The sequence below is a fragment of the Paenibacillus glycinis genome, assembly GCF_009909185.1.
In the GTDB taxonomy this organism is placed as follows: domain Bacteria; phylum Bacillota; class Bacilli; order Paenibacillales; family Paenibacillaceae; genus Paenibacillus_Z; species Paenibacillus_Z glycinis.
On the sequence record NZ_JAAAMV010000033.1, the window covers coordinates 15145 to 38190 of the forward strand.

Annotated in this window: 21 protein-coding genes and 1 other annotated feature; of the genes, 7 read left to right on the forward strand and 14 right to left on the reverse strand. The window is 59.2% G+C overall.

Going from position 1 to position 23046, the window contains the following annotated elements:
* Window positions 1-40: 40 nt before the first annotated feature.
* From sigJ to GT019_RS29015, 5 genes are all read right to left on the reverse strand, one after another.
* Window positions 41-904, reverse strand: coding sequence for an RNA polymerase sigma factor SigJ (sigJ, locus tag GT019_RS28995; protein WP_161746944.1), 864 nt, complete (start codon window positions 902-904; stop codon window positions 41-43).
* A 222-nt stretch (window positions 905-1126) separates the two neighbouring features.
* Window positions 1127-1888: an SDR family oxidoreductase gene (locus GT019_RS29000; protein WP_161746945.1), complete on the reverse strand. Its 762-nt coding sequence runs from the start codon at window positions 1886-1888 to the stop codon at window positions 1127-1129.
* 94 nt (window positions 1889-1982) lie between these two features.
* Window positions 1983-2462: a carboxymuconolactone decarboxylase family protein gene (locus GT019_RS29005; RefSeq protein ID WP_161746946.1), complete on the reverse strand. Its 480-nt coding sequence runs from the start codon at window positions 2460-2462 to the stop codon at window positions 1983-1985.
* A 118-nt stretch (window positions 2463-2580) separates the two neighbouring features.
* On the reverse strand, window positions 2581-3060 hold the full coding sequence (locus GT019_RS29010) for a carboxymuconolactone decarboxylase family protein (RefSeq protein ID WP_161746947.1): 480 nt from the start codon (window positions 3058-3060) through the stop codon (window positions 2581-2583).
* Window positions 3057-3197 (reverse strand): hypothetical protein, encoded by a 141-nt coding sequence (locus GT019_RS29015; RefSeq protein ID WP_161746948.1) that lies wholly within the window; start codon window positions 3195-3197, stop codon window positions 3057-3059. Before GT019_RS29015 ends, GT019_RS29010 begins: the two co-directional genes overlap by 4 nt.
* Before the next feature lie 60 nt (window positions 3198-3257).
* Here GT019_RS29015 and GT019_RS29020 point away from each other — a divergent pair, with 60 nt between their 5' ends.
* From GT019_RS29020 to GT019_RS29030, 3 genes are read left to right on the forward strand one after another with little or no spacing between them, the layout of a single operon-like run.
* On the forward strand, window positions 3258-4706 hold the full coding sequence (locus GT019_RS29020; protein WP_161746949.1) for a spore germination protein: 1449 nt from the start codon (window positions 3258-3260) through the stop codon (window positions 4704-4706).
* On the forward strand, window positions 4703-5854 hold the full coding sequence (locus tag GT019_RS29025) for a Ger(x)C family spore germination protein (RefSeq protein WP_161746950.1): 1152 nt from the start codon (window positions 4703-4705) through the stop codon (window positions 5852-5854). The genes GT019_RS29020 and GT019_RS29025 overlap by 4 nt, the downstream gene beginning before the upstream one ends.
* Window positions 5855-5878: 24 nt before the next feature.
* The gene (locus tag GT019_RS29030) at window positions 5879-6982 is read left to right on the forward strand and encodes a GerAB/ArcD/ProY family transporter (protein ID WP_161746951.1); all 1104 of its coding nucleotides are present in this window, start codon (window positions 5879-5881) and stop codon (window positions 6980-6982) included.
* 207 nt (window positions 6983-7189) lie between these two features.
* Here the strand turns inward: GT019_RS29030 and GT019_RS29035 are convergent, their stop codons facing one another.
* Complete coding sequence (locus GT019_RS29035; RefSeq protein WP_161746952.1) at window positions 7190-8134, reverse strand: helix-turn-helix transcriptional regulator; 945 nt, start codon at window positions 8132-8134, stop codon at window positions 7190-7192.
* Window positions 8135-8247: 113 nt separating this feature from the next.
* Here GT019_RS29035 and GT019_RS29040 point away from each other — a divergent pair, with 113 nt between their 5' ends.
* Entirely contained in the window at window positions 8248-9453 is a 1206-nt protein-coding gene (locus tag GT019_RS29040; RefSeq protein ID WP_161746953.1) for an MFS transporter, read from the forward strand.
* Between the two features lie 93 nt (window positions 9454-9546).
* Here the strand turns inward: GT019_RS29040 and GT019_RS29045 are convergent, their stop codons facing one another.
* The 3 genes from GT019_RS29045 to GT019_RS29055 all read right to left on the reverse strand — a co-directional run bounded on the left by GT019_RS29045 (window position 9547) and on the right by GT019_RS29055 (window position 14360).
* A complete protein-coding gene (locus GT019_RS29045) occupies window positions 9547-11025 on the reverse strand; it encodes an ABC transporter substrate-binding protein (RefSeq protein ID WP_161746954.1) in 1479 nt (492 codons plus the stop codon).
* A 390-nt stretch (window positions 11026-11415) separates the two neighbouring features.
* The gene (locus tag GT019_RS29050) at window positions 11416-12840 is read right to left on the reverse strand and encodes an MFS transporter (protein WP_201755642.1); all 1425 of its coding nucleotides are present in this window, start codon (window positions 12838-12840) and stop codon (window positions 11416-11418) included.
* A gap of 443 nt (window positions 12841-13283) precedes the next feature.
* Window positions 13284-14360: a branched-chain amino acid aminotransferase gene (locus GT019_RS29055; protein ID WP_161746955.1), complete on the reverse strand. Its 1077-nt coding sequence runs from the start codon at window positions 14358-14360 to the stop codon at window positions 13284-13286.
* Window positions 14361-14484: 124 nt separating this feature from the next.
* Here GT019_RS29055 and GT019_RS29060 point away from each other — a divergent pair, with 124 nt between their 5' ends.
* Entirely contained in the window at window positions 14485-15414 is a 930-nt protein-coding gene (locus GT019_RS29060; RefSeq protein WP_161746956.1) for a LysR family transcriptional regulator, read from the forward strand.
* Here the strand turns inward: GT019_RS29060 and GT019_RS29065 are convergent.
* Window positions 15390-16562, reverse strand: coding sequence for an aminotransferase class I/II-fold pyridoxal phosphate-dependent enzyme (locus tag GT019_RS29065; RefSeq protein ID WP_161746957.1), 1173 nt, complete (start codon window positions 16560-16562; stop codon window positions 15390-15392). The genes GT019_RS29060 and GT019_RS29065 overlap by 25 nt on opposite strands.
* A 59-nt stretch (window positions 16563-16621) precedes the next feature.
* Window positions 16622-16863 (reverse strand) — a binding site (T-box leader).
* A 461-nt stretch (window positions 16864-17324) separates the two neighbouring features.
* Between GT019_RS29065 and GT019_RS29070 the strand changes: the two genes are divergently transcribed.
* Both GT019_RS29070 and GT019_RS29075 read left to right on the forward strand, forming a co-directional pair.
* The gene (locus GT019_RS29070; protein ID WP_161746958.1) at window positions 17325-18110 is read left to right on the forward strand and encodes an SDR family NAD(P)-dependent oxidoreductase; all 786 of its coding nucleotides are present in this window, start codon (window positions 17325-17327) and stop codon (window positions 18108-18110) included.
* Between the two features lie 94 nt (window positions 18111-18204).
* Window positions 18205-19005 carry a class I SAM-dependent methyltransferase gene (locus tag GT019_RS29075; protein WP_161746959.1) on the forward strand — a complete coding sequence of 267 codons (801 nt, stop codon included), beginning with the start codon at window positions 18205-18207 and terminating at the stop codon, window positions 19003-19005.
* A gap of 131 nt (window positions 19006-19136) precedes the next feature.
* Here GT019_RS29075 and GT019_RS29080 read toward each other — a convergent pair whose 3' ends face one another.
* From GT019_RS29080 to GT019_RS29095, 4 genes are all read right to left on the reverse strand, one after another.
* Window positions 19137-19901 carry an SDR family oxidoreductase gene (locus GT019_RS29080; protein WP_161746960.1) on the reverse strand — a complete coding sequence of 255 codons (765 nt, stop codon included), beginning with the start codon at window positions 19899-19901 and terminating at the stop codon, window positions 19137-19139.
* A gap of 191 nt (window positions 19902-20092) precedes the next feature.
* Window positions 20093-20443, reverse strand: coding sequence for a cytochrome o ubiquinol oxidase subunit IV (cyoD, locus tag GT019_RS29085; RefSeq protein ID WP_161746961.1), 351 nt, complete (start codon window positions 20441-20443; stop codon window positions 20093-20095).
* Window positions 20444-21067, reverse strand: coding sequence for a cytochrome o ubiquinol oxidase subunit III (gene cyoC / locus GT019_RS29090; RefSeq protein ID WP_161746962.1), 624 nt, complete (start codon window positions 21065-21067; stop codon window positions 20444-20446).
* Window position 21068: 1 nt separating this feature from the next.
* A complete protein-coding gene (locus GT019_RS29095) occupies window positions 21069-23042 on the reverse strand; it encodes a cbb3-type cytochrome c oxidase subunit I (protein WP_161746963.1) in 1974 nt (657 codons plus the stop codon).
* Window positions 23043-23046 lie beyond the last annotated feature (4 nt).

The following is a 23046-nucleotide window of genomic DNA, read 5'->3' on the forward strand; positions in this document are numbered from 1 at the left end:
GTTTAGGAACAGGGATTTCACAAGCTATTTCAAGGCAGCGTCACTGCCCGATATGCGACATTTTATCGGGATTGCGAACGAGATACAGATTGCGAATCAGGTTCCCCTCAAGATGAATCATGCAAACGGTATGAACGCCTTCGCGCGAACGGAAAACAATGGCGGGCTGCCCGTTCAATCGAACGACATCGATGGCGGCGACGCCATCCACCATCGACCCGTCGCGAACGCCTCCGAGAAGCAAACGCGCCACGCGATCCGGCGTGATGATCGGATTCAGGACGGAGCTTACCTTGCCGCCGCCATCGGCGACGAGGACGACGTCTTGGTCCAGCATCGACAAAATTTGCTTCATGTTGCCTTGCTTCAGCGCCGCTTGGAAGCCGTACACCCATTCGAGATTGGCCGATTCGGGCTGAACCAGCTCGTCGGGCGCGATCCCCATCTTGGCGCTGGCGCGGCTGAACAGCTTGCGGCAGTTCACTTCGCTCTTCTCGATCAGCCCGGCGATCTCGTGGTAGTCGAAGCCGAGCGCCTCGCGCAGAACGAACACCGTCCGCTCGGTCTGCGTCAGCCGCTCCAGCAGCACGACCATGGCATAGGACAAGAGATCGTCGCGTTCGACCGAGGCCATCGCGTCGTCGTTCGAACTCGCGAACGGCTCCGGGAGCCATTCGCCGAAATATTGCTCCCGCTTCATGCGCGCCGATTTGTGCAAATCGCGGCAGCGGTTCGTGACCATTTTGCATAGGTAAGCCTTCGGCTCGGCCAGTTTCTCCGGCGGCACGTCGTAGATTTTCAGAAACACGTCCTGGACGGCATCCTCCGCATCGGAGACCGACCCGGTCAGTTGATAGGCAAGCTTAAACAACAACCCTTTGTACTGCTCGTACAACTCTTGCATTCTTCCACGTCCATTCTTCGGCTTTGCTCTGTCCTGCTTCCCGGATGCGCCGTTCTTACTATGCATAGCCACGGCGAACGATATGCAGGTTACGCCCCCGGAAGGGCGCGCTTGCGCGCGGGAATGAAACGACAAACAAAGAACCCCGGACAGGGTTCTTTGTTATCGAGGCGCGATTCGATGCGCGTAAGATTGCTCAATTCCATTGCTTGCTGCCGATGCTTATGCCTTCGACAAAGATTGCTTATTCAGCCAATCCTCGAATCGCGTCGTAGCGATGCGCGGGTTGTCGTACCACGGAACCAGGGAAAACTCGTCCAGCTCGGAGCCGTAATAGAGCGCCTTGGGATCCGCCACGACTTGACGGTCGTCCTTCGTCGCGCTCAAGTAACGGGATACGAGATCGCTGATGCGAATGCGTTCCGGACCGGCGAGCTCGACGGTGCCGTTTACGGGCCTCCCCGCCGCGAATTCCGCCACCGTGGCGGCAACTTCGTCCGACACGATCGGCTGCATGTAAGCGGAGGATACGCGGACGGTCTGCCCTTCGGCCCCGTACTCGGCGATCGCCCCGACGAACTCGAAGAATTGCGTCGCGCGAACGATCGTATACGGAATCTTCGAAGCTTTGATCAACGCTTCTTGGGCCACCTTCGCGCGGAAGTAGCCGTTCTTCGGCAGTTTATCCGTACCGACGATCGACAGCGCGACATGATGCTTTACGCCGGCGGCCGCTTCCGCGGCAGCAAGATTGCGGGAGGATTTCTCGAAGAACGCGAGGACCGCTTCGTCTTCGAAGGAAGGCGAGTTCGCGACGTCGACCACGACCTCGGCGCCGTTCAGCGCTTCGGCCAGTCCCTCGCCGGTGACGGCGTTGATGCCCTTGGAGGGCGAGGCCGGCACGACCTCGTGTCCGAGCGCGCGAAGGTTATTCACGACTTTGGATCCGATAAGTCCCGTGCCGCCGATAACAACGATTTTCATATAGGTACCTCCTGAATGAATGCCCTTCGATCAAGGGCTCTTGGTTGATGGTTTCGAATGATGGGCGCTGGCAGGTCGATGGCAGCGGGCTGGCTTAGTTCAACCCGGCTTTCGTCAAACCGAATGCGGCATCTGCCGAACCCGGCGCCGACTTGAAGGCGATGCTGGCGCGGTTCCAAGCATTGATCGTCATGACCGAGAAGGTCAAGTCCGAAAGTTCTTTCTCGGACAAATGTTCAAGCACGCGGCTATACACCTCGTCAGGCACGCCATGCTCGGGCAGCTTGGTCAGAATCTCGGTCCAAGCCAGCGCCGCGCGTTCGCGCGGGCTGAACAGGTTCGATTCCCGCCAAATCGAGAGATGATAGAGACGAAGCTCGCGCTCGCCGTGGATTTTGGCTTCCTTCATGTGCATATCCAGGCAGAAGCCGCAGCCGTTCATCTGCGATGCACGGATGTGAACCAGGTCGACGATGCTCTGCTCGACCGAGCTATTCTTCTCGGCGCCGCTAAGCTCCATCAGCTTTTTGACGAACTCCGGCGATTGCTGCATATAATTCAAACGTTGTGTCATACGTATATCCCTTCCTTTTCCTTCGATTTTCGTTATGCTTCAGCGTTTTGCGCTGTCGGATATATAACGAGACAGCCTCTCCTTCTGTGACAAAGGCGCGATTGCGGCGTTTTCCCGGTTAGCTCAGTCCGGCTTTCGTCAGTCCGAATGCCGCGTCGGCCGAACCCGGCGCCGACTTGAAGGCGATGCTGGCGCGGTTCCACGCGTTGATCGTCATGACCGAGAAGGTCAGGTCCGACAGCTCTTTCTCGGACAAATGTTCAAGCACGCGGCTATACGCCTCGTCAGACACGCCGTGCTCGGGCAGCTTGGTCAAAATCTCGGTCCAAGCCAGCGCCGCGCGTTCGCGCGGGCTGAACAGGTTCGATTCCCGCCATATCGACAGGTGATAAAGACGAAGCTCGCGCTCGCCGTGGATTTTGGCTTCCTTCATGTGCATATCCAGGCAGAAGCCGCAGCCGTTCATCTGCGATGCACGGATGTGAACCAGGTCGACGATGCTCTGCTCGACCGAGCTATTCTTTTCGGCGCCGCTGAGCTCCATCAGCTTTTTGACGAACTCGGGCGACTGCTGCATATAATTCAAACGTTGCGTCATACGTAAATCACGCTCTCTTCCGTTGAATTTTTTTCTCCAGCGCTTTGCGCTTCGGATATATAACGAGGCAGCGATTCATTCTGTGACAATGGCGCGATGATGCCTTGACCGGCATCGGCGATATCCAGAATCTGCATAGCCGGCACCGCCGCGGTCCATAATAGCCAAGTGATATTCGACCATCGGGGTGATCGTCCATGCGTTCCATCAGCACGTCCATCGAAGCGAACGAAGCTTATCTTAGCGAGCAATTCAACCGATGTTCGGATATTATATTGCGCTCCTTTGCGTTAAAAGATGATACGGTCATGCTGCTGATTTATTTGGACGGCATGACGCACATGCAGGGCGTGGAAGATAACGTGCTGAAGCCGTTGCTTTTCGGCGGGCTGCCGCAGGGCTTGGACCGGATGCAGTCGCTCGCCGAGACGCTCAGGCGCGAATGGCTGCCGATGACGAATATCAAGACGGACGAATCCATGGAGGAGCTCGTGCATCATATCCTGCTGGGCGGCTTGGGGATCTTGGTGGAAGGGGAAGCGTCCGCGCTCATCGCACAGGTTCAGGGCTATGAGACGAGGGGCATTCAGGAACCGCTCAAGGAATCCACCCTGCGCGGCTCCAAGGAAGGCTTCGTCGAGAGCATCCGGACGAATATGACGATGATCCGGCGCCGGATCGTTCACCGGCAGTTGAAGATGGAGTCGTACACGATCGGGAAGTACACGCAGACCGCGGTCGTCCTTGCCTATATGGAAGGCATCGCGGACGAGAACGTCCTGACGGAAGTCAGGAAAAGGCTCGATGGGATCGAGACCGACGGCATCATCGATTCCGCTTATATCGAGGAATGGATCGAGAACAATTCCTTCTCCATCTTCCCGCAGATCCAAAATACCGAGCGGCCGGATATCGTGGCCGCCAGCCTGCTGGAGGGAAAGGTCGCGCTCCTCACGAACGGAACCCCCTTCGCCCTGCTGCTTCCCGTTACCTTCTGGTCGGGCCTTCAATCGGCGGACGACTATTTCGAGCGGTTCGTCTTTGTCGTGCTGACGCGTTTTATCCGCTATATCATGACGTTCATTTCGTTTGCCTTGCCCGCCATCTACGTCGCGCTGTCGACCTTCCACCCGGAGATGATTCCGAGCAATCTCATGATCGGCATCGCGACCGCGAGAGAGAACTCTCCCTTTCCGACCGTCATCGAGGTATTTCTCATGATGATCGTCTTCGACAGCCTGCAGGAAGCCGGCGTGCATCTGCCGAACCAGCTGGGCCCGGTCGTCAGCATCATCGGGGCGCTCGTCATCGGACAAGCCGCCGTCGAAGCCGGCATCATCTCCACGCCGATCATCATCGTCATCTCATTGACCGGCATCGCGACGTATACGATTCCCAGATACAGCGCCACCCTTCCTTTCCGGATCGTCCGCTACCTCATGCTGTTCATCTCCGGATGGCTCGGCTTCGTCGGCTTCGCGTTCGGCATGATGTTCCTGCTGATCCATCTGGTGATGCTGGAATCCTTCGGAACGCCGTACTTGAGCCCCGTGGCTCCATTCGACGGAAAACGGATCAAGGACCTGATCATCCGGTATCCCGTCTGGGTCAAGAACGGCCGCGTTAAAAAAGGACGCGCGCGATGATCCGGTTGGCGCTTGCAGTCGTCGTCGTTATCGTGCTGACGTTATCCGCTTCCGGCTGCAGCGATTTCGTCGAACCGAACCAATTGGCCTTCGTCATGGCATCGGGACTGGATCATGCCGAGAACGGAATGATCGAAATCAGCCATCAGATCGTCATCCCTTCGCAGCTGAAGAAAGGAAGCCCCGGGAAATCGGACAGCTACTTCGTCATGTCGGCCAAAGGCAAGGACATCTTCGATGCCCAGCAAAAAATCCAGCGAAAGCTTTCCCGCCGTATGCTCACGAGCCATCGCATCCTGCTCTTGGTCGGCGAGGAATTCATGAAGCATAACCAAGTCAGCGTGATGTTCGATAAACTAGGCCGCGATCCCGCGAACAATCTCAGGGACGCCATTGTCATGGTTCGAGGCGGCAGCGCGAAGGATATCCTCATGCTGACGCATCCCATGGAGTACCTTTCCAGCGTTGCCGCCGGCAAAGAGCTCCAAATCAACGGCATGAAAAGCTTCTCTTCCAGGAAGCTGGTAATCGACAGCCTCGCCGAAGGAAGCAGGCCGATCATCCCGTTCTTCCAGATCGAAAAGATCGAGCTAAGCCGTGCCAAGAAGAGTCCGGTTGCCGTTTTGTCCGGATTCGCCGTCTTGGACAAGCAGCTCAAAGTCAAAGGGTACCTGAGCGACGCCGAAGGCGCCAAAGCCTTATGGATGATCGGGAGAGGATCGTCCGACGGGATCACCATTCCGTGGAAAGACGGCAATGGCGCCTTGTCGTTTCGCATGACCCATATGAACCGGCGGATTCATGTCCTTCGCGGCCAAGATCCGAAACGGGTCGAATTGACCGTCGCGGCGCAGGTTTATTTGCTTGAAAACACGGCCTCGCTCGACATGTCCGAAGTGGACACGATGGTGATGGCCCAGCATTACCTGAACGACTACGTTCAAAAGGATCTTCAGGGGACGTTCGACAAAATGCAGCGATGGGGACCTGACGTATTCGGCATCGGCGAGTACCTGCATCGCAAGGATCCGGCCTGGTGGAGGTCGCAAAAAAACGACTGGGACGAAAACTTCAAGAAACTCGACGTGACGGTCAAGGCGAAGATTCAACTGCGGTCCTCCGGCATCATCGGAGACCAGTTAAAATAATCCATGAAGGCGTGGCAACGTGGCATGAAAGTAAGCGGCTATCAGATCTTCTGGCTGGTCAATATTTCTTCCTTGATCGTGTTTTCCTATTTGCCCATTCATCTGGCCGCCGAGGAGTCGCGGCAGGACTGCTGGATTTCCATCGGGCTCGGGTGCGCGATCATGATGGCGATCACCTGGCTCATGCTCCGGATTTGCATGCAAAACAAGGACAAAACGCTGGTCGGCTTTCTCAATGACCTGCTCGGGACCGTGCTCGGCAAGCTGTTCGCGGCGGTCTATTTCCTGCAATGGTTCCTGCAAATGTCCGCGATCATGAAAGGCTCGCTCGAATTTCACAATTTAATCCTGCTCCATAACACGCCGATGCTCGTCATCTTGTTGTTCGTGCTGTTTCTCGTGACGTACGCGGTGCTCAGAGGGGGCATTATCGCGATCAGCCGATGCGCGGAGATTATCGGCCCTTTCTTCCTCTTCATGTTAACTTCGCAGCTCTTGCTGAATCCGCAGGATATGGATGCAAAACGAATATTGCCTGTCTACGTCGACACCGGCTGGTTCCACATTCTGAAAGGCACCTTCTATTCGCTCAACTACATGGTGGATCCGTCGATCATTCTCATGCTGTTCTTCTTCGCCGCGAACAAGCGGACCGCCTCGCGCGCGATCTTCTGGGGAACGGCGGTCTCGATGCTGTGGGGCTTGTTAGCCTCGCTGGTGCTTTTGTTCGTTACGGGACCGAACGTAGCGTCCGAATTGGTGTTTCCCGTCTACTCGCTCACCAAGTTCGTATCCATCCTGAACTTCATTCAAAATATCGATGCGTTTTACATTCCGATGTGGCTGCTCGGCTCCTTGATTAAATTGTCCGTGTACTTGTTCATCCTGAGCTACGGGTTATCCGAGTGGACCGGCTTCAAGAACTGGAAGCTGATCGCCAGCCTGATCTCTTGCGCATGGCTGGCGTGGACGCTCTACTCCAGTCACTATCTTCGGCTTTCTTATACGACGAAAAGCCCGTTTCTGATCGGCTTCTTTTACCCTTTCGTATACGCGGTCCTTCCTTTGCTGCTATGGTTGATCGGCAGCATACGGCGCCGGAGAGCATTGGGGGCGCATGAAGCTTGATTCCCGTTGAGCCGCTCCGTCGCGATCGCGGAGGAGCAGGAAGGGCGCATATCGATCGTTCCACCCATGCAAGAAGCCTCCGACCTCGCGAAAAGCGCAGGCATCGGAGGCTTCTTCCGTTATGCCGAAGTCGAGCTGGTCATGGCGAACGATTTGCGCGAACGCAGATGCAGCGGTACGGGTACCTTCGTTCCCAAGCCGAACCGCTCATCGGTACCTATGCAGCAGCTCGGACAATCTGCTCCGGATGGCCTCCCTCAGCTCCGCCGGCTCCTCCGCAACGGCTTCGTTCCCCAGCCCGATGAAAAAATCGGCATAGAAAAACAAGTCGCCGCGGGACACGTCGTGATCGATCGTGCCGCTGCCGTCTTCGCGCACGCGCAGCATCGGCGCGAGCCACAATTCGGACTCGCAGCGCTGGACGCCCGTTCGCGTCAGCTCCGCGCGCAGGCGAACCGGCTCCCTCGGCTCGGCGGCTTCCCGCCGGCTGAGGCTGACGTCGCCTAGCTCGATCGGCAGCGCGCCGGATTCGTCGAGCTTCGCCTCGCGGATCCGGTCGCAGCGAAACACGCGGTAGCCCTCCCGCAGGAAGCAGTACGCCGTGCAGTACCAGAACCCGTTGTTCGCATAGATGCAGACCGGTTGGATCCGGCGGCTCTCCGTCCCTTCCTCCTTCGACGCGTAAGAGATGTCCAGCACCTTCCGGCGAACGGCCGCGTCGAGCAAAATGGCCAGGCAAGGCGCATTCCCCCGCCTCGTCGGCGTGACGAAATCGACGCGATCCTTCATGCCGTCGATCCGCTCCCGGACGTCGCCCGGCATATGCAGGTAAAACTTGCTGAGCGCCGAGGCGGATTCCGCTTCGAACGGCAGCGAGGAATAATGGCGCAAGGCATGCACCGCGAAGAACATCGCGACCGCCTCTTCCTCCGTGAACGCGATCGGCGGCAGTACCCGCTCCCGGACGACCTGGTAGCCGCCATGCGGACCTACCTCCGAGTAAAGCGGAACCCCCAGCTCGCTCAGCTCCTGCAAATCCCGGAGGATCGTGCGCGTCGAGACGCCGAATTCGTCGGCAAGCTCCTGCACTTTGAACCGCCGCTTCCGGTTGACGGTCATCATCAGCTCCATTAAACGTTTGGATTTTGGCATGGTGATCAGCCTCTTTTTTCGAATGTAAACGAGTTTATGACAGAACTTGTCACCATTATACCTTACGCTGGGTATCGAACGAAACCATACGCATTCCAAAGGAGTGATCGACCATGCGCAAGCATACCGCCCTATTCTTCGTCATCATGTTTCTGATCGGCACCGATACGTTTCTCATCTCGCCCCTGCTCCCGACGCTGCAGACGCAATTCGGCGTATCGACGGGGCACGCCGGGTGGATGCTCGGCGCCTACACGCTGGGCTCGGCCGTATTCGCCTTGATCGCCGGCCCGCTGTCGGACGGGTGGAATCGCAGGACCGTGCTCGTCTGCGGCTTGCTCGGATTCGCCGTGTCGACGGCGTTATGCGGCTTTGCCGGCGGCTTCTGGGCGATGTGCCTGTTCCGCCTCTTGGCCGGCATCAGCGCGGCATTCACGGCCCCCCAGGTATGGGCGTCCATTCCGGTCGTGATGCCTCCGGCCCGCATCGGCAAGACGATGGGCGTCGCCTTCGGGGGACTGGCCGCCGCCCAAGCCTTCGGCGTGCCGATCGGAAGCTGGCTCGCGACCGCCGATTGGTCCGTTCCGTTCTGGACGATCGGCATCGCCGCGCTGGTGCTCGCGGCCGTCGCCTTCTTCGCGCTGCCCGATATCAAGCCCGCCGCGTCCGCCGGCGAACGAACGGCGATTCTGCGCCGGTACGTCCCGCTGATCGCAAGCGGCAAAGCGAGAAGCGGCTTCCTCGGCTACCTGTTTCTCCACTTGGGAAGCGGGACCGCCTTCGCCTTCGCCGGCAAATGGATGGCCGATCGCTTCGCGCTGCCGCTCGGCCAGATCGGCACCGTGATGATGTTTCTCGGCTTCGGCACGCTGCTCGGCAGCATGATCAGCTCCTATGCGGCGCGCAAGCTGGGCACGGCGACGACCGCCGTCGCGGTCAGCATGTCGATGGTCGCGGCGCTCTATGCGGTTATGCCCCATTTGACGAGCCTCCCGGCCGTCACGATCGCCTACTTGATCATTTTCGCGACGCTCGGCATCGTCTTTCCGATCGTCATGGGCGCGCTGACCTCGCTGAACGCCTCCATCCGGGGAACGATCTCCAGCTTGGCCAACTCGACGATGAACGGCGCGAACACGCTCGGCGCATGGGCCGCCGGCTTGCTCTACGTCCAGTTCGGCGGTTATGCCTCGATCGGCATCTTCTCGGCAGCGTGCTTGGCGCTCTCGCTTGGGACATTCTTGTTCGGAGGCGTCTTAAGCCCGAACGCGGACCGCGCGGGCCGAGAATCGGCCTCCGCCCCTCAAGCGCCGTCCTAGCATCCGGATTCATGCGATAAGTCTGGGAACTTTCATGCCTAACGGAACCTCCAGCTCCCGCTCTGCGGCGGAGATGGAGGTTTTCGGGCTCGCTTACCCTCCCCAACCGCCCCAATAATAATCGCCGTTATCGTAGGCGGCCGGATTCCGCTTGATTTCCTGCATCAACGCATCCCCCGTTGTCTGCCATTCCCGGAGCGCTTCCTTCGCCGTTTTCTTGCCGTCGATCACGTCCTGGAACAGCGGCCGGCCGAGCTCTAACGCCGGGGACAGGTTCGGGGTGTTCCAGTACAGCTCTTCCCTCTCTTCGGACGGGGGGACGGGCTTGAGCGCGTAGAAGGCGCCTAGGTTATAGCTCATGCCGCCCTGCGGCTGCACCAGCGACCGGCGGACCGGAAGCTTGCCGCTGCTGCGCGATTTCAGCTTCGCCATTCGCTCGCTGTTGTTGTACTGGACGAAATCCCAGGCGATTTCCTTGTTCTGCGCTTTCGCGCCGATCGCCATCAAATTGGTTAATGCCATGCTTCCCCCGATCCCCGGCGCCTCGGCAAAGGACGGCAGAGACACGACGTCCCAATCAAGCGACTTGATCGCGGGATCGGCGGCATAAGTGCGCGCCGCGGACAATTCATTGACGTAATCGTGGCCTCCGATTACCATGGCAAGGCGTCCGTTCAGGAACAGATCGCCGTTCTCCATCCCGTTGCCGCCTTCCATATCGGATCGCGAAGGAACGATCTTCTCTGCGTACAGCTCGGCGATATCGGACCACGCGCGGCTCCATTGCGGCGTATCCACGGTCATCTTCCACGCTTTCTTGTCGAATAGCTTCAATTGAAGCGGAGCGGAATAAGCAAGCGCGTCGCTGAAGCCGTCCGCGCCCCAACGGTCGAAGGAAAAGCCGAATTTGCGGGATTTGCCTTCGCCGGAGGCGACGCGCTTCGCGAGCCGCAAAACGTCCGGCCACAGCATGCCGTCGGTCGGAGGAGCGACGCCCGCATCGGCGAACAGCCGCTTATTGTAATAAAGCGCGGTGCCCGCGAACGTCGAGGTCAGGGCATAGACGGATGGATCGCCGGCACCGCGGAGACCGTCGACGGCGTTCGGCAAGAAATCGTCCAAGCCGAAGCCGCTCGCCTGCATCAAGGGATCGAGCGGCGCGAGCAGATTGTCCTGCGTCAGCCGGCGCAGGTACGCGGCGTCTTCCAATTCCACCACGTCCACCGGATCGCTGCCGCTCAGCAGCTGCTTCAGCGCCTCGTACAGCGCGGGGCGGTCGCGGTTGCCGGCCAGCGCTTCGCTGCGCCGATCGTCCAGATCGATCGCCCCGGCCAGCTCGATGTCGACGTTTGGATGCGTTAGTTCGTAATCGTCCGTAAATGCCTGGCGCTGCCTGGATTCGTCGGCTGCGCTGGCATACAGGACGCCGACGCGCAACACCTGGCGCTTGCCGCCGTCGTCGTCGGCACCTTCCGAACAAGCGGCAAGCAGGCTTGTCGCGAGCGTTAACGACAGTCCCAGCGAGACGCCGCGGAGGATGGTGTGTCGGTCTTTCGTTCTTCTTGTTCGCATCATGATCGGCTCCTTGAAAGCGGCATTTCAGGGGATGAACGGTCGGCTTGGATCCGCGTTCGTCGCTCCTGTTTCTATAGTCAGCTTGAGTATATAGCAGGCCTCCCCGGCGAAGTATCGCCTTTCCTTTCATGGGGGTTACAACCTTGTAAGGAATCGCCTTCCACGAAAGAAGCGCGCCGTAAACGCAAAAATAACGAAAGACCCCGAATCATCCAGGATGATTCGGGGCCTTTCGCTTGCCAGAAAGTCTCGACTGCCTCAGCAAGCCGATTCAGGTCGTCCGGCTTCGCGTCGTTGTTATGACGTTGATAATTGGCGGCGCGCAAGGAAATTCTAATCCCTATTCACGGTCTCGAGCGCATTCGCATTACAACGAATGTGTTGCGGTTACGCCGCGTCGCGATCGGGCTCCAGTCCCGGTCGGCGAACCTTCTGGCGCGCCGGACGAAACCAGACGAGCACGACGACGAGCGCCGCCGTCAAGAAGATCGCCGAGCCCGTCAACGAAACGGAAGCCGAGTGGGCGAAATCCGCTTTGGACGTGCCGCCCGACCGGTTCGCCGCGTCGAAGACGGTGATCAGAATCGCCAATCCCAGCGAGCCGCCGGTCTGATGGGCCACGTTGACCAGTCCCGACGCGGCGCCAGCGTCGCGCGGTTCCACGCCGGCGAGACCGAACGTCGTGAACGGCGAGAACACCATGCCGGCGCCGATGCCCATAACGATGAGCGGGAAGAACATTTGCGGGTAATAATGCGCGTCGACCGAGATGCGGCTCAGCAGGGCCGTGCCGATAATCGCGATCGCGATACCGGCGAGCAGCACCTTCAGTTGGCCGAACCTCGCGAACAGCCAGGGCATCGCGTACATCATGCCGAACATGACGGTCGTGAAGGGCAGGAACGCGATTCCCGCCTCGAGCGAGCTGAAGCCGAGCACGTTTTGCAGAAATTGCGGCACGAAGAAAAAGATCGCGAAGTTCCCGCCGACGAACAGAAATCTGCCGAGATACGCGCCGGAGCGCTGCCGGTTGCCGAATAGCCGCAGCGGCGTAATCGGCTGTTTCGCGCGGGCTTCGATCAAGACGAACGCGACGAGCATGGCTGCGCCAAGCGCAAGCGAGATCAAGGTTACGGGCGCATCCCATCCGCTGGACGCGGCCTGAACGAAACCGAACACCAGGGACGTCATGCCGATCACGGAGGTCAGCGCGCCCATGACGTCGAACTGCCCTTGGTTCTTGTTCGTCTCCGGCAGGTAACGCGGCACCATCAGAAGCAGGGCGATCCCGATCGGCACGTTGATGAACATGCCGACGCGCCAAGAGATAAAGTCGGTCAGCAGGCCGCCGAGAATAAGGCCCACGCTGCCGCCGGCTCCGGCGACGGCGCTGTACAACGCGATCGCCTTCGAGCGCTCCTTGGCTTCCACGAAGCTAACCGACAGCAGCGCCAGCGTGGAAGGCGTGGCGATCGCGGCCGCCAGGCCTTGCAATGCGCGCGACAACAGCAGGAATTCCGATGATTGCGCCACGCCGACCATAATGGATGCCAGCGTGAATATCGCGATGCCTACGCTGAACATGCGCCTTCTGCCCAGAATATCGCCGGCGCGGGCGCCGAGCAGCAGCAGGCCGCCGAAAGCGAGGGTATAGGCGTTCTGCACCCAAGTCAGCTGCGTCGTGGTCATATGCAGCGTGCGGCCGATCTCGGGCAGCGCCGTGACCATGACGGACGCGTCCAGGATGACCATGAGCTGACAAGCGATAATGATCGTTAAAATGATTGTTTTTGACGGATTAATGATAATCATCCCTTCCATGATTGTCGTATTGGCTTATATGAAATCCCGGCATCCCGTCTCTCCATGAATGACCGGACATGAATAGTACGGCTCGATATCCACCGCCAAATACGGGCTAACGCATCCGCGTTCACTCCTCTTCTCAAGTCGATGAACGAATCATAGCACAGGAATTATCCGATGTAAACAAAAAATATGTTTTTTGTCTATTTAGCACTTATTGTCGACAACGTAAGCCCATTGCATCGCGTCTGAACGCACGTCTTCCTCGCAGACAAGCAACGCTGCTCCTATAGGCGGACAACAAAAAACCGCGCCATATGCGCGGTGGAGACCGTCAAAAAAAAGCGATCGCACTCCGGAATACCAAAGCGCGATCGCCGTTTATAATGCTTTATCGAGGGTCTTCCCACCGGGCGATGGCCGCGTCTCCGCCATCCCGAGTCGAAGAACTACTTAACCTCGACCATCCAATTAAATTCGTCTTCCAGCTTGCCGTATTGAATGCCCGTCAAGTTGTTGTACAGCTTCTCGGACAACCCGCCCGTCGCGCCGCCGTTGATGACGAGCTTCACGCCGAGCCAATTCAACTCGCCGACCGGCGAGATGACGGCCGCCGTCCCGGTGCCGAACGCTTCCTCCAGCTTGCCGTTCTTGCCGGCTTCGTAGATTTCCTCGATCGAGAGCTGACGTTCCACGACGGGAACTTGCCAGTGCCGCAGGAGTTGGATGACCGAATTGCGCGTGATGCCGTCGAGGATGCTGCCGTTCAGCGAAGGCGTATAGACGGTGCCGTCGATTTTGAAGAACACGTTCATGCTGCCGACTTCTTCGATGTATTTGTGCTCAGCTCCGTCCAGCCACAGCACCTGCGTGTAGCCCTGCTCCTTCGCCGCATCCTGCGCCTTGAGGCCCGCCGCGTAGTTGCCCGCCGTTTTCGCTTCCCCTACCCCGCCGATCATGGCGCGGACATAATGGGATTCGACGAAGATTTTGACCGGATTGATGCCTTCCGGATAGTAGGCGCCGACCGGCGACATGATGATCATGAACGTATAAGCCTGCGAAGGCTGCACGCCGAGCAGCGCTTCCGTGGCGATGATGAACGGCCGGATATAGAGCGAGTTGCCCTCGCCGTCCGGAATCCAGTCCTGGTCGATATGCGTCAAGCCTTTGATCGCGTCCAGCACCAAGTCCGTCGGGATTTCCGGCATGCTCATGCGGTCGTTGGAGAGATTCATCCGTCTCATGTTCGCGTCCGGCCGGAAGACCTGCACGCGGCCGTCGGCGGTTTTGTACGCTTTCAATCCTTCGAAGACGGTTTGGCCGTAGTGGAACACTTTCGCGGCCGGGTCCAGCGTGATCGGCTGGTACGGCACGATGCGCGACTGGTGCCAGCCTTCGTCCGCCGTATAATTCATGATGAACATGTGGTCCGTGAAATAAATCCCGAAGCCGAGCTTATCCTGCGGCGGCTTGGCTTTGGGCGTGGTCGTGCGTTCGATGTGAATCGATGTCGATGCGATCATGCTGAGATCCCTTCCCTCGTGCGTATTGTGAACTAATTGCATTTTACTATGCCTGTAGCTATATTAATAATATCTATTTTATCCATTTTGCATACCTTGAAGGTATATGAAGAGGCGAAGCCGATTGGACTTGAAACAATTGAAATATTTCCTCGCCATCGCCGAGGAGCGGCAGATCACGCGCGCCGCCAAATTGCTGCACATGGAACAGCCTCCGCTGAGCCGGCAGCTGATGCTTATGGAAGAGGAGCTCGGCGCGAAGCTGTTCGTGCGCGGCCGGAAGCAGCTGACGCTCACCGCCGCCGGCGAGCTGCTGCGGTCCAAGGCCGAGTCGCTGCTCGCGCAGCTCGACGAGACCATGCTGGAAGTCAGGGAGCTGGAAGAGGGCGTCCGCGGGACGCTCTCGATCGGCGCCGTCGTCTCCTGCGTGTCGATCCTGCCGGATCCGATCCGGCAGCTGCGTGCCGCCTATCCTCAAATTACGTTCAAAATCACGGAAGGTGACCATTTCTTGCTTGGCGAAATGCTGGAAAAACGCGCGATCGAGCTCGTCGTGTCCCGCCTGCCGTTCGAAACCGGCATTTTGCCCGCGAAGCTGTCGACCCTGCCGCTTCCCTCCGATCCGTACGTGACGGTGTTCCCCAGCTCTTGGGTGCCGCAGCCGCGCGATGACGGGGAGCAGAGCATCGGCATGCGCGAGCTCGCGGATTATCCGCTGCTGACGCTCAAGACGGACAAGACGATCCGCATGCACGAGCAGGTCGTGAACGAATTCAGGCGCCACGGCTTGGAGCCGAACATCATCTGCGAATGCTCCAGCGTCACCGTCATCATGTCCTTGATCGCGTCCGGCATCGGGGCGACCGTTTTCCCGAAGTCGATCCTCGCTTCCTTCCCTTACGGCGACGTGACCATGCTGCCGATCCGGGATGCCAATTTTCAGTCGGATATCGGCATCCTGTGGCTGAAGGACCATCTGCTATCGAAGCGGGCGCAGCATTTTATCGATTATTTCCAAGCGCCGGAGGCTCACAACGTTCGCACGAACGAGTAGATCCGCTCGAGCGCCGCTTCCAGCTGGGACTGAGCGGCGGCGTAGCAGCAGCGGATGAAGCCTTCTCCGCCGAGGCCGAAGACATGCCCGGGCACCGTGACGACGCCCGCTTCGTCCAGCAACCTCGTCACGAATTCATCCGAGCCGAGACCCGTATCCGCGATCGAGGGAAAGGCGTAGAACGAACCGAGCGGCTCATGGCACGGCAGGCCGATCTCCCGCAGGCCGGACACGAAGAATCGACGTCGCCGGTCGTACGATTCCACCATGCGGTCCTTCTCGTCCAAGCCGTTCACGAGCGACTCCAACCCGGCGATTTGACCGATGATCGGCGCGCACGTTGCGGTATATTGGTGTATCTTAAGCATCACCGCGATCAGCTCGCCCGGACCGCACGCGTAACCGACCCGCCAGCCCGTCATGGCAAATGCTTTCGAAAAACCGCTGATGAGCAGCGTGCGTTCCCGCATGCCGGGAAGCTCGGCGATGCTCTCATGCTTGCTTCCGAAGGTCAGCTCCGCGTAAATCTCGTCCGAGATGACGACCAGATTGTGCGCGATGGCCAGCTCCGCGATCGGGATCCAGTCTTCCCGCGTCATGATGCCGCCGGTCGGATTGTTGGGATAGCTCACGACCAGGAGCTTCGAACGCGGCGTCAGCTTGGCCCGCAGCGACTCGGCCGTCAGCTTGAACCGGTTATCGGCGGTCGTCTCGATCGGCACCGTCACCCCGCCGAGCAATGCCGCGATGGGAGAATACGCGATGAAGCACGGCTCCGGGAACAGAATTTCGTCGCCCGGCGAGATCAGCGCCCGCAGCGCGAGATCGATCGCTTCGCTGCTGCCGTTCGTGACCAACACTTCGTCCGCGGGATCATACTTCAGCCCGAAGGACGCGTCCAGGTATCCGGCGATGGCTTCGCGCAGTTCCGGCAGGCCGGCATTCGGCGTGTACGTCGTCCGTCCTTGCTCGATCGCCGCGATGCATGCATCCCTCACGACTTTCGGCGTGACGAAATCCGGTTCCCCGACGCCGAGCGAGATGACGTCCTTCCGGCCCGCCGCGTAATCAAAATACCTCCGTATGCCCGATGGCTGCATAGTGCGAGCCGCCGGCGACAAAAAATCCGTTAACGTTGTTCCGCTCATCCGTTTCTCCTCCTTATGCTTGGTTGTTGGCGATGAAAACGCAAAAAGACCCGTCCCCCGAAAGGGACGGGTCTATACCCGTGTTACCACCCTAGTTCCGCGATCCCTCAAGGAAAGCGGCACTCATTCACGTATCCAACAATACGCGTCCCGTTAACGCTGGACCTGCGGCATCGCTTACTATCGTTTCGGCTAGCTTCTCGGAGACGGCTTCGGCCAGCGCCTGATTGTTGGTTTGCACCTGTCCCAACTCTCTGTGAATCAGACGGCCTGACGTACTCTCTCTCGTCGATGAATTTAAGGTTCGTTTGAAGTTTGTAGTCATTATAGCCATAGGTTTCCTGGTCCGTCAATAGACAATTCCGAAATCGGGCGAAAACCGGCTGCTCTCCGCTTGGCGCCAAGCTTGCAAACCCGGACCGATCATCTGCGAATGCAGGGCTGAACGTGCTTGCGGGACCGGATTCGCCGTGCCGCCGGGCAGCGTTGTAGTCCGGTCTCGATTGACGGTCTCGCCGGCTCGATCCATGGATTTATCGCCCTACCCGCCGCGACCGGCCCGAATCCGCAGGCCTGCATCGAGCGCCTCGTTTCCATGGACGGCCGTGTCCCATCCGCCGAAGCAAATTAGGATTGACGGTCCACCCGGCGTCCATTATTGTTGGACATAGAACGGACTTCAGGGACAATTCAACGCCTATCCATGCTTGAACGCGAATCGCGCGAAACCGCGGCGGGCCGCGAAAGAAGGAGTGAAAGCGCATGCAAAATCAACTTCAAGGCCGCGTCGCGCTCGTGACGGGATCGGCGAAAGGAATCGGCGCCGGCATCGCCCGCGAATTGGCGTCGCAGGGCGCCGCCGTATGCGTGAACTACGCCACCAGCGCGGAAGCCGCCGAGCGGCTTGTACGGGAACTGTCCGACCGCGGCTGCCGGGCCTTCGCCTGCCAAGCGGACATCGGCGTCCCGGCCCGGGCCGCCGCTCTCGTCGAGACGGTCGCGAACCGATACGGCCGCCTCGATATCCTGGTCAACAATGCCGCGATCGACCCCGTCGTCCACTGGGAATCGGTTACGGAGGAGCTCTGGGACCGCATCATGAACGCCAATCTGAAGGGCGCGTTCTTCACGGCGCAGGCCGCCGCCAAGCAGATGCGCGCGCAAGGCTTCGGCCGCATCGTCAACATCAGCTCCGTGCACGGAAACGCCACGATGCACGGCTACGCCGCGTACGCCGCTTCCAAAGGCGGCATGAACGCGCTGACCCGTCAGCTGGCGCTCGATCTGGCGCCGCTCGGCATCACGGTCAACGCCGTCGCGCCCGGTCTCGTGGAAGTCGAGAAGCACGGCTACGACACGCCTGAAGCGCGCGGGCTGGATGCCGTCCAGATCCCGGTCGGCCGCGTCGGCGTTCCCGGCGACATCGGACCGCTCGTCGCTTTTCTCGCGTCGGAGAGCGCCGCTTACGTCAACGGGCAGGTCTTCACCGTCGACGGCGGCTCCAGCGCGCGGTTCTTCCTGAAGCAGGATCCGGTCGACCCCGGCTGAACGAAGCGGCGCCGGCGGACTTGCCGTTCAACTGCTTCGCCTCTCGATACGGCCAATCGCTTCGAATTCCCCACCCCGAAAGGAGCCGAGAGACATGAACGATCCTTCTGCAATCGTGAGAGACAGCTGGAACCAATGGTCCGAAACCTGGTATCGGCGTTACCGGACCGATGACGTCATCGCCCGGTTGATCCGCGAGCCGGAATCGGCCTTTCATCCCGCCGCGTTCGCGCTGATCCGGAGAGCGATGCCCGAGTTGCGCGGCAAACGGGTATGCGTGCCGTCCAGCGGCGACAATCATGCGGTCTTCGCCTTCCATCTGATGGGCGCCCGGGTCACCTCCTGCGACATCTCGGAGAATCAGTTGGCCAACAGCCTCAAAATCGCGCAGCAGTACGGCTGGGACATCGATTTCGTCTGCGAGGACACGATGAAGCTGGACAGCCTGCCGGCAGGCGAATTCGATTTCGTCTATACGTCGAACGGCGTCCATGTGTGGATACCCGATCTGCACGGCATGTACGGCAGCATTCATCGCGTGCTCCGGGACGGCGGCTCTTACGTCATGTTCGATATCCATCCGTTCATGCGCCCGTTCGGCGACAATGCCGACGGGAAGCTGAACGTCGCGAATCCTTACGATGCGACGGGACCCTACGGCGAGATCCCCACGTACCGGTGGCGCATGCAAGACATCGCGAACGCCATGGCGGCCTCGTCCCTGCGCATCGCCGGCATCGAAGAAACGTATGCGGAGGACGGCTCCTTCTGGGTCGATGAATCGGTCGAGGACGGCGAACCGCTTACGCCGCAGGAGCTCGAAGACCTATGCGATTGGCGGAAAAATCCGAAAGCCGCGCTGCCGCAATGGCTGTTGATCCATGCCGTCAAATAACGACGGGCGCACTCCTATCTCGACAGTGATCCTTATCAGGTTTTGAATTTACCACCGAATCAGGCTCGTCAAAGCCGCAAGGTGAAAAAAGCCTAGCCCCAAGGGCTACGCTTTTTCGTGCGTTCCGTCGCTCACAATCGGGAACCGCCGCTTGCATCGATCAATTGGCCGGTAATCCACCGGCTCGCCTCCGAGGCCAGGAAAAGCGCGATGTCGGCCACGTCCTCCGGCTCTCCCCACCGGCCGAAGGCCGAGAGGCCGGACGCGAACCGGCGTCCTTCCGGATCGGACAGCGTGTCCGCGTTCATGTCGGTATTGATCAGACCGGGCAATATCGCGTTGACCGTGATGCCGCGGGCGCCGAGTTCCTGCGCCAGGACGAAGGTCAGCGTATTGATCGCGCCTTTCGAGATGCTGTAGCCGAACAGATTCGGGAAGGCGATGCGCGTCGCGGCAGACGAAATGTTGATGATGCGGCCGCCGTCCCGCAGCCGCGGCAGCGCTTGCTGGATGACGAACACCGGCGCCTTGACGTAGATGCCCATTACGTCGTCGAACGATTCCTCCGTCGTCTCGCGGATCGTGGCGTACTGGCCGATGCCGGCGTTGTTCACGAGAATATCCAGCTGCTTCGCGCCGGTCAACCGCTGCAGCGCGTCGTCCAACGCGGCATACAGCTCGGTTATGCCGCCCGATGCGGCGAGATCGGCGCCGATCGCGAAGGCTTCACCGCCGCCGCTTTCGATCGCGCGGACGACCTCCTCCGCCTCCTGCCGGCGCGTTCCGTAATGCACGGCGACCATGGCGCCTTCCCGCGCAAGCGCCAATGCGATGCCGCGGCCGATACCTCGGCTCGCTCCCGTCACCAATGCGATTTTCTTCTTCAGCTTGCCCATGCGATCATCTCCCAATGTCGATTTCACACTAGTTATATCACAGGGCGATTTTGCAAATGTTGCGCTCTCATTCGGCCTGACGATGCGGCACGCCGTGCAAACGACGAGCTCCGCGACAAAAAACGCGCGGCTCCTCCCCTGTTCGGGAACGGAGCCGCGCGCATGAACATTTCGATGCCGAATGCCGGCGATTATTGCACGACCGAGTTGAAGGACATGATCCAGACGGAGCTTGCAACGATCACGACGACGATGAACAGGCCCAGGATCAACGTCATGACGTTGTACTTCGGTCCTTCGCCTTCGCGGATATGCATGAAGAACAGCAGTTGCACGAGCAGTTGAATCACGGCCATCGTCACGATGGTAATGATGATGCCGTTTTTGCTCATGTTCGTTTGGAAGACGACGAGCAGCGGAATGACGGTCAGCACGATCGACAGAATGAACCCAATGACGTAGGCTTTGAGAGATCCGTGATTCTCGTGCTCGTCGTGATGGCCGTGGCCGTGATCGGCCGCGCCCGCAGGATGTTGGCTCATCTACATCACCCCCATGAGATAAACGATCGTGAAGAGGAAGATCCACACCACGTCGAGAAAATGCCAGTACAAGCTGATAACGGTGATTTTCCGCCGGGTCACCGAGGTAATGCCGCGCATCTTGAGCTGAACCATCAGACCGATCATCCAAATCAATCCGACCGACACGTGAAGTCCGTGCGTGCCGACCAGCGTGAAGAAGGCGGTCAGGAACGCGCTCGTCGAGATCGTCGCGCCTTCGTGAACCATGTTCACGAACTCGTTGATCTCGAGACCGACGAAGGAGGCGCCGAGCACCGCGGTCACGATCAACCAACCGATCAGCTGGTTGACCTTCCCTTTGTTCATCGCCAGAACGGCCAGACCGCTCGTGAAGCTGCTCGTGAGCAAGATAAACGTTTCCGCGACGAAGCCCGGAATTTCGAACAGCTCTTTCCCCGTCGGACCGCCGTCCACATGCCCTTTAAGCACGATGTACGTGGCGAAGAGCGTACCGAAGAGCAGACAGTCGGTCACGAGGAAGATCCAGAAGCCGAGCACCTTCATCGATTCTTGATCGTGATGGCCGTGGTCATGCGAATCGGCTGCGTGCTTCGAATGGTTGTGTTCTATCGCATGCTGCATCTTAAACCGCCCTCCCTGCTGCCTTTTCGGTCTCGATAACTTCCTCGAGCGGCACATAATAATCGGTATCGTACGTGAACGAACGGACAAGCAGCGAGATGCCTACGCCGGCAAGTCCCGAGAACGCCATCCATTTCCAGTCGAACACGAAGCCGAAGCCGGCGATGAACCAGCAGGCGGCGAAGATGATCGGAACGCCGGAGTTTTTCGGCATATGGATGGATTCCAGCTTCGAGACGGGCACCGGCGGAGCCGGGGCGAAGTCGCGGCGTTCCTTGTCTTCCCAGAACGAATCGCGCTCGTCGACGACCGGCACGACCGCGAAGTTGTACATCGGCGGCGGCGACGGAATCGACCATTCCAGCGTGCGCGCGTTCCACGGATCGCCCGTCGTGTCGCGCTCGCCGTATTTGACGCTATACAGAATCTGCCAGACCTGGAACACGAAACCGATACCCATGAGGAACGCGCCGATCGTCGAGACGAGGTTAAGCGGTCCCCAACCCATGTCCCAGCCGTACGTGTACACGCGGCGCGTCATGCCCATGAAGCCAAGCGCGTATTGCGGCATGAAGCACACATAGAATCCGATATTCCACAGCCAGAACGCGTATTTGCCCAGTCGCTCGTTCAGCTTGAAGCCGAACAGCTTCGGCCACCAGTAATAGATCCCGGCGAGGTAACCGAACACGACGCCGCCGATCAGCACCTGATGGAAATGCGCGATCAGGAAGTAGCTGTTGTGATACTGGTAATCCGCCGGCGCCACCGCGAGCATGACGCCCGTCGCGCCCCCGACGACGAAGCACGGGATGAATGCGAGGGTCCACATCATCGGCTGCTCGAGGCGGATCCGCCCTCGGAACATCGTGAAGAGCCAGTTGAACACCTTAGCCCCCGTCGGTATCCCGATCGCCATGGTCGCGATCGCGAAGGCGACGTTGACGTCGGCGCCCGAACCCATCGTGAAGAAGTGATGGACCCAGGTGAAGAAGGACAGGATGCTGATGCTCAGCAGCGCGAATACCATCGACTTGTACCCGAATATCCGCTTGCGCGAGAACGTGGCGACGATTTCCGAGAAGATCCCGAACGCCGGCAAGACGACGATATATACCTCGGGGTGACCCCACATCCAGATCAAGTTGATGTACATCATCGGGAACCCGCCCCCGTCCATCGTGAACAGGTGGCCGCCCATGTACCGGTCGATGAAAAGCAAGGCCAGCGTTACCGTCAAGATCGGGAACGCGAAAATAATGATGATGCTGCTGGAGAATACCGACCACGTAAACATCGGCATTTTCATGAATTTCATGCCCGGCGCGCGCATCTTGAGAATCGTGACGATGAAGTTGATCCCCGTCGCGAGCGACCCGATCCCGGAGATCTGGATGCCCCAGATATAGAAGTTCTCCCCGACCCCCGGACTGCCCGACATCTCCGAGAGCGGCGGATAGCTGAGCCAGCCCGCATCCGGCGATCCGCCGATGACGAAGCTGAGGTTGAACAGCATGGCGCCGAAGAAGAACAGCCAGAAGCTGACGGAGTTCAAGAACGGATACGCGACGTCGCGAGCGCCGATCTGCAGCGGCACGACCATGTTGAACAGCCCGAACATCATCGGCATCGCCATGAACAGAATCATAATCGTGCCGTGCGTGGTAAATACTGCGTTATAGTGATCCGCCTGCAGGAACTGCACGTTCGGCAGCGCGAGCTGCGTCCGCATGAGCAGCGCATCCACCCCGCCCCGGAAAAGCATGAGCAATGAGGCGAATAGATACATAATCCCGATTTTTTTGTGATCGACGGTCGTTAGCCATTCCCGCCACAGCCAGCCCCACTTCTTGAAATAGAAGAGGACGAACAGCACGGCGATGGAAGTCAGGACGATCGAGACGTCCGCGCCGTAAATCAGCGGATCGCCCGTCACGAAAAACGAGGAGGCGAATGATTTTATACTGGCATACATAAGT